Genomic DNA, 6,065 nt, shown 5'->3' on the forward strand with positions numbered 1-6,065 from the left:
GCGGGCGGCGTCCGGGTGACCCCGGCGGGACAGAGCGATACTACGTATCGCTAAGACAGCCTCTCCTCTGTTTATTCCGAGAGGCAACGCAACTGAAGACCGTAGGCCCGGTTGCTCGCATGGACAGGGTCGAGACTCTGCGTGTAGAAATCCAAATACACTCCCCTGATCCCGCTGACCGCAGAAGACCAGCAGTAACCATAGTACCCCGCCCCCACCGGCTCCCCCGCCCGTCCACGATTGCCCGCGTCGCGGAAGCCCGGGGCGGCGAGCGGGAGTTGAAAAAATCCCCCACGTTGTTTATTTTTGTCCCCCATGGAAACCATAGACATCGGCCGGCTGCTGCGCGCCAAGAACCCTCGGCTGGCCCGTTGGACCCCCCGTTTCGTCATCCGCTGGATCGAACGCCTCGTGCGCCTCGACCGGATCAACTACGTCCTCTCGCACTACGGCGACCAATCCCCGATGGACTTTATCCGTTCCACCCTGGAGTATATCGGCGTGACCTACACCGTCCACGGTCTCGACCGGATTCCGAAAGAGAGCCGCGTGCTTTTCGCCTCGAACCACCCCCTCGGCGGTCTCGACGGCCTGATGCTCGCCGAAGCCGTGAATCCCCGCGTCCGCGGCGTGCGCGTGATCGTGAACGACCTCCTGATGAACCTCGAGCCCCTGGCCCCGATCTTCGTCCCCGTCAATAAGTACGGCGCCCAGAGCTCCGCCTACGCCCGCCGCCTGGTCGAGATGTACGAAGGAGACGCCGCCGTGGTGACCTTTCCCGCCGGCCTCTGCTCGCGTCTCATCCGCGGCGAAGTCACCGACCTGCCGTGGAAGCGGAACTTCGCTCAAAAAGCCTGGGAGAGTGGCCGGCTCGTGATCCCCGTCTACATCGACGGCCGGAACTCCCTGTTTTTTTACCGATTCGAGCGGCTGCGCCAGTGGCTGGGCATCCGCCTCAACCTCGGAACCGTACTCCTGCCCAAAGAGATGTTCGACCAGCGCGGCAAACACCTCGACATCTATATCGGCGAACCCGTCGAAGTGACCCAGGAACACTCCGCCCGCGAGTGGGCCGAGATCATCCGCCGTCGCGCCTACGCCTTGCGTCCCGGCGCGGAGCAGGCATAGGCCTTACTCCTCCTCCTCTTCCGCTTTGACCAGAACAACCCCCAGCTTCCAGTTTTTCGCCGCCAGTATCGCCGTATCTCCGACCGGCTCGTCATGCTCGTCGAGCCGGATCCCTCCCGGCTCCTCCTTGCTCCGCTCCGGCAGCGTGCCGTACAAACGGTTGACCGCCTCCGTCGAAAAGCGGTTCCCCATACAGTATATCTGAGTCAGCCAGTTGCACCCCGTCGCATCCAGCTCCGTCAGCTCATTGTCCGAGCAATCCAGCTCCTCTAAACGGTTGCTCCACTTGACCTCTAATTTCGTCAGCCGGTTCCGCTGGCAAAGCAGCATACGCAAGGAGTTGAAATTCTCGACCTCCAGCTCTGTCAGTAAGTTATCCTGACATTCCAGCTCGACCATCTCCGTACATCTTTTCAGATTCAACTCCGTCAGCCGGTTTCCGTTGCAATACAGCCATTCCAGCCTGCTGCATGAATCGACTCTCAATCTCGTCAGCCGATTGTCCGAGCAAGTCAGGGTTCTCATCTTTGTATTTTTGTTGAAATCCAGCGTCGTCAGCTGGTTTTTCGCGCACTCCAACGAAGATAAGTTCGGACACATCTCGACATTCAACTCCGTCAGCCTGTTTTTATTACATTGCAGATACCACAACTCCGTATTCCGGCTTACGTCCAACTCTGTCAGCCGATTGCTCGAACAATCCAGCTCCTCCAGCAGCGTGCACGATCCAAGCTCCAGTCTCTCGATCCGGTTCAAGTGGCACCACAGAAGGGTCAACTCCGTATTGTTGTCCACCTCCAACCGAGCCAACCGGTTTTTGTCGCAATCCAGCTTTTTCAGCCTGCTGTTTTGGCTGACATTCAGCTCCTCCAGCCGATTTCCGGAACACTCCAACTCCTCCAGCTCCTTGTTTTGCGTGACATCCAGTTCCGTCAGCTCATTGTTCCCGCAATCCAGCTCTTTCAGCTCCGTCAGTCCGCCGACCTCCAGCCGCGCTATCCGGTTGTTTCTGCAATAGAGAAACTCCAGTCCCGGACAACGCGATACGTCGAGCGTCGTCAGGTATATGTTTTCCTTTATCCCATCCTGCTGACATTTGAACCAGATCAGACTTCCCCCCGTCGTTCCCACCATCCTCACCCGATACCTTCCCGGCGCTTCGTATATATGTTCGACCACTTTCGAGTCATTGATTTCCCGCTCCTCTCCCACCTTCATCTTCAGCCTCCAATCCAGCGACAGATCCCGCACCATACTGTCCCCCCAGTAGATCTGCGCCTCGCCGACCCCTGCCAGCTCGATTCGGGCCACCTCCTCTTTTTCACCTGTGTATTCGATCGTGAACGCGACCTCCCACCCTTCCGTCTTTCCCGGTTCGACCGTCTTTTTGTTTTCGGCAGTCGTCTGCGCCTTTTTGTTTCCGAACGAAAAACAGCCTCCCAGACAGAGGAGCGAGAGTCCGACCACCGGCCATTTGAACCACATTTTTGTCATCGTTGTTGAAAAATTAGAGGGAGGACTCGCATCCCTCGATGCCGCCCATCTTACAAAGATACCCATTTTTGTCCGCGCGCGGACAGTAGGGTTGGGCTGAGTTGATTAAGCGATACGTAGTATCGCTCCGTCCCGCCGGGGTCACCCGGACGCTGCCCGCGTAGGGCAGTTCCATCCAGGGCAAAGCTCGACCGCGCGCCACACCTAAAGAGGAAAATCGTTCAAAGCGACTTGCGCTTTGGACAAGATTCTCCCAGGCACGCGAACAAAGAATTGGGCTGAGGCGGCCTTAGCGAAACGCAAGTTTCGCCCGTCCACGGGACGTGGGGCCCGCGCGGCCTGAGCGCAGTTTTATCCGGCACAAAGCTCAACCGCGCGCCGACGCCTTAAGAAGCGATTCAACTATTTTGGCGGCAGCCGAAATAGAATGAATCGCGTAAGGCGCGCGAATCGCGGCGGAGTGACAGCGGAGCCGCAGCGAGGCGGACACGGGGCTGAGAATCAAGGCGAGCTTTGGGCGGTGGTTGGGGCTGTGTTTTTGCGACCCACAGGGTCGCGCGGGCCGAAAGCCTCCCCCCGCGGGAGGCCCGCACCTCGCTACGCTCGTTCGGTACCCCGCAGGCTTCGGCCCGCTTTGGAGTAGAGGTTGCCCGGTTGTTAGGATAGAGACTGGCGGTTGGTTGGGGTAAAGCCTGCCCGGTTCGGGTGCCGCTCGGCACCCGTTTATTCCGAGAGGCAACGCAACTGAAAACCGTGAGCGCGATTTCCGACGCTGGAGGGACCGAGCCCTACTGGATTAAAATTCAAATATATGCAATGGGCCTCCTGAAGAGAGACGGAATGGCTAATGCCACTATGTCCGACATACACATGCAAACCTGTGAAGTCGCGCAGGTAGCCCGGGGCGGTGTCGCTGGTTGTGGGGTAGAGGCTGCCCGGTTCGGGTGCCGCTCGGCACCCGTTTATTCCGAGAGGCAACGCAACTGAAAGCCGTGGGCGCGATAGTCCGAGAAACTGGCGTTGAGGTACTGCGAATAGGAATTCAAGTCCAAGCCGTAAATGCTGTTCGTGGCGCAAGACCAGCTGAACCCTCCGTCGCCGCCGTCCACCGGTATGCCCGAGTGTGCGTTGCGGCAGCCCGGGGCGGGGCGCTCGGTAGTCGATGCGAGGCGTCTCGGCCTTCCGTACCCCCGCCCACAGGAAAACCGCCCCGCCCGTGCGGAATCCCGATAAATCTGCGTATCTTTGCCCCGTTTTTTGAGACTGTTCGGATAATTCGATGGCTGGAAAAATCGGGATGGTTTCAGCGTGTCGGCCCGGCGGCCTGCCCGCGCTTCGAAACCCGTCGCGCCCGCCGGACCCGGCCTTCGGAATGAGCCGCCCCGACGTTGTGTGCGGCAGGTAAACATCGAAACAGTCTATGATCTTAGAAGAATTCAAAGAGCTCGGTCTCTCAGACCGCACGCTCGAAGCCTTGGCGGCCAAAGGGTTCGAAACCCCGTCGCCCATCCAGCGGCTCACCATTCCCGTGATGCTGCAAAACCGGCACGACATCATCGCCCAGGCCCAGACCGGAACCGGGAAGACCGCCGCCTTCGGCCTGCCCATCGTCGAGCTGCTCGAACCCCAGGCCAAGCAGGTGCAGGCCTTGATTCTTGCCCCCACCCGCGAGCTCGCCATTCAGGTGAACGACGAAATCCAATCTTTCCGCAAAGGCGACCTGCGCGTCACCCCGATCTACGGCGGTGCCGCCATGAACGAACAGTTGCGTCGGCTCCGCGCCGGCGTCGACATCGTCGTGGGGACGCCCGGCCGGATTCTCGACCACCTGCGCCGCGGGACCCTCGACCTCTCGGCCCTGCGCTGGCTCGTGCTCGACGAAGCCGACGAGATGCTCAACATGGGCTTTATCGAAGACGTCGACGAAATCCTGAGCTACGCCCCCGACGAGCGGCGCATCTTCCTCTTCTCCGCCACCATGCCCGAGCGGATCGCCGGTCTCGCGAAGAAATACATGCGCGACGTCGAACTCCTTCGGGTCGAGAACAAGCAGGTCACCACTGACCTGACCGACCAGATCTACTTCGAAGTCCGCGAGAACGACAAATTCGACGCCCTGACCCGGATCATCGACGTCGAGAACGACTTTTACGGCATCGTCTTCTGCCGTACGAAAGTCGCCGTCGACCAGTTGGTCAATAACCTTCTGGAGCGCGGCTATGCCGCCGAAGGGCTCCACGGCGACGTCTCGCAGGCCCAGCGCGAGAAGATTCTCCGGAAATTCAAGAAACGCCACTCCAACATACTGGTCGCCACCGACGTCGCTGCCCGCGGGATCGACGTCTCGAACCTGACCCACGTCATCAACTACTCCCTGCCGCAAGACCCTGAATCCTACGTCCACCGCATCGGCCGGACAGGCCGTGCCGGGAACGAAGGGACAGCTATCACCTTCATTTCGCCCGCCGAGAACCGGCAGTTCATGTTCCTTCAGCGTCAGGTCAAAGCCGAGATTCGGAAAGAGACCCTGCCCACCGGACACGACATCGTCGAGATGAAGAAGCTGAAAATCAAGGACGAGCTGGCCGAAATCGTCGAAAACGAGACCTATGCCGACTACGACGGGATCGCCCGTGAGTTGTTGGCCGAGCTCGATCCGGAAGTCGCCCTCGCCGCCCTGATGCGTCTGGCCTTCAAGAACGAGCTCGACGAGAGCAGCTATCCCGAGATCCGTCGGATCGACGTGAACCGTCGCGGCACGTCGCGGCTCTTTATCGGTTTGGGGAAGAGCGCCGGTTACCGTCCGAAGCTGATCGTGGAATTGCTGGCCCGCGAGTGCGGCATTCCGCAACAGAAGATCGACGACGTGAAATGCATGGAGGATTTTTCGTTCGCCACCATTCCTTTTCAGGACGCCGAGGCGGCGATGAAGAAGCTCAATTCGCTTCGGGAGCTCGCCCAGGACGACCGTCCGTTGGCGAAGTTGGCCAAAGAGTCCGAGAAGAAGAGCGATCGGAATCCGAACGGCGTACGGGACAACGGTCGGAATTTTCGTCGTGGCCCTCGCGATTCCTATCAGCGCCGCAGCGGTTCTCAGACCTATGCCCCCCGTCGCGACCATACCCGCCGGAAACACTGACAGGAGGGTAGGGGTTGCCGCCGTATCGGTTTGCGGCAGTCGCACGAACGGAGACTTGAGTTCTGCGGAGCTTGAGGCGCGCGGTCAAAGAGTGGGGTAGAGGCTGCCGCAGCAAAACGAAGTTTTGCCCGTCCACGGGACGTGGGGCCCGGCCGGCCTGAGGCCAGTCGATGCTCGATCGTCGCCCGCCTGTCTAAAAGGGCATATTCTGTGGGTTGGCACTCGGCCAACCAACGAGAATTGCCGCGGTCGAGCTTTGTGCCGGACGGAACTGCCCTGCGCGGGCGGCGTCCGGGTGACCCCG

General features: G+C 60.0%; 6 protein-coding genes. 2 read left to right on the forward strand and 4 right to left on the reverse strand.

Features of this window, described 5'->3' with window-relative positions; all coding sequences use genetic code 11:
* Positions 1-71 precede the first annotated feature (71 nt).
* The gene (locus QZ292_RS09135) at positions 72-317 is read right to left on the reverse strand and encodes a hypothetical protein (protein ID WP_294600804.1); all 246 of its coding nucleotides are present in this window, start codon (positions 315-317) and stop codon (positions 72-74) included.
* Here QZ292_RS09135 and QZ292_RS09140 point away from each other — a divergent pair.
* Positions 316-1,128, forward strand: a complete 813-nt coding sequence (locus QZ292_RS09140; RefSeq protein WP_294600806.1) for a 1-acyl-sn-glycerol-3-phosphate acyltransferase — start codon at positions 316-318, stop codon at positions 1,126-1,128. The two genes, QZ292_RS09135 and QZ292_RS09140, sit on opposite strands and share 2 nt — an antisense overlap.
* Before the next feature lie 3 nt (positions 1,129-1,131).
* Here the strand turns inward: QZ292_RS09140 and QZ292_RS09145 are convergent, their stop codons facing one another.
* The 3 genes from QZ292_RS09145 to QZ292_RS09155 form a co-directional block, all read right to left on the reverse strand.
* A complete protein-coding gene (locus QZ292_RS09145; RefSeq protein ID WP_294600808.1) occupies positions 1,132-2,622 on the reverse strand; it encodes a leucine-rich repeat domain-containing protein in 1,491 nt (496 codons plus the stop codon).
* Positions 2,623-3,345: 723 nt separating this feature from the next.
* Positions 3,346-3,600, reverse strand: coding sequence for a hypothetical protein (locus QZ292_RS09150; protein ID WP_294600811.1), 255 nt, complete (start codon positions 3,598-3,600; stop codon positions 3,346-3,348).
* Complete coding sequence (locus QZ292_RS09155) at positions 3,585-3,731, reverse strand: hypothetical protein (RefSeq protein WP_294600813.1); 147 nt, start codon at positions 3,729-3,731, stop codon at positions 3,585-3,587. The genes QZ292_RS09150 and QZ292_RS09155 overlap by 16 nt, the downstream gene beginning before the upstream one ends.
* A gap of 311 nt (positions 3,732-4,042) precedes the next feature.
* On the opposite strand from QZ292_RS09155, the gene QZ292_RS09160 reads away from it, so the two are divergent.
* Entirely contained in the window at positions 4,043-5,761 is a 1,719-nt protein-coding gene (locus tag QZ292_RS09160; protein WP_294600815.1) for a DEAD/DEAH box helicase, read from the forward strand.
* The last annotated feature ends 304 nt before the right edge of the window (positions 5,762-6,065 follow it).

This window comes from uncultured Rikenella sp. (assembly GCF_910577125.1).
GTDB lineage: Bacteria > Bacteroidota > Bacteroidia > Bacteroidales > Rikenellaceae > Rikenella.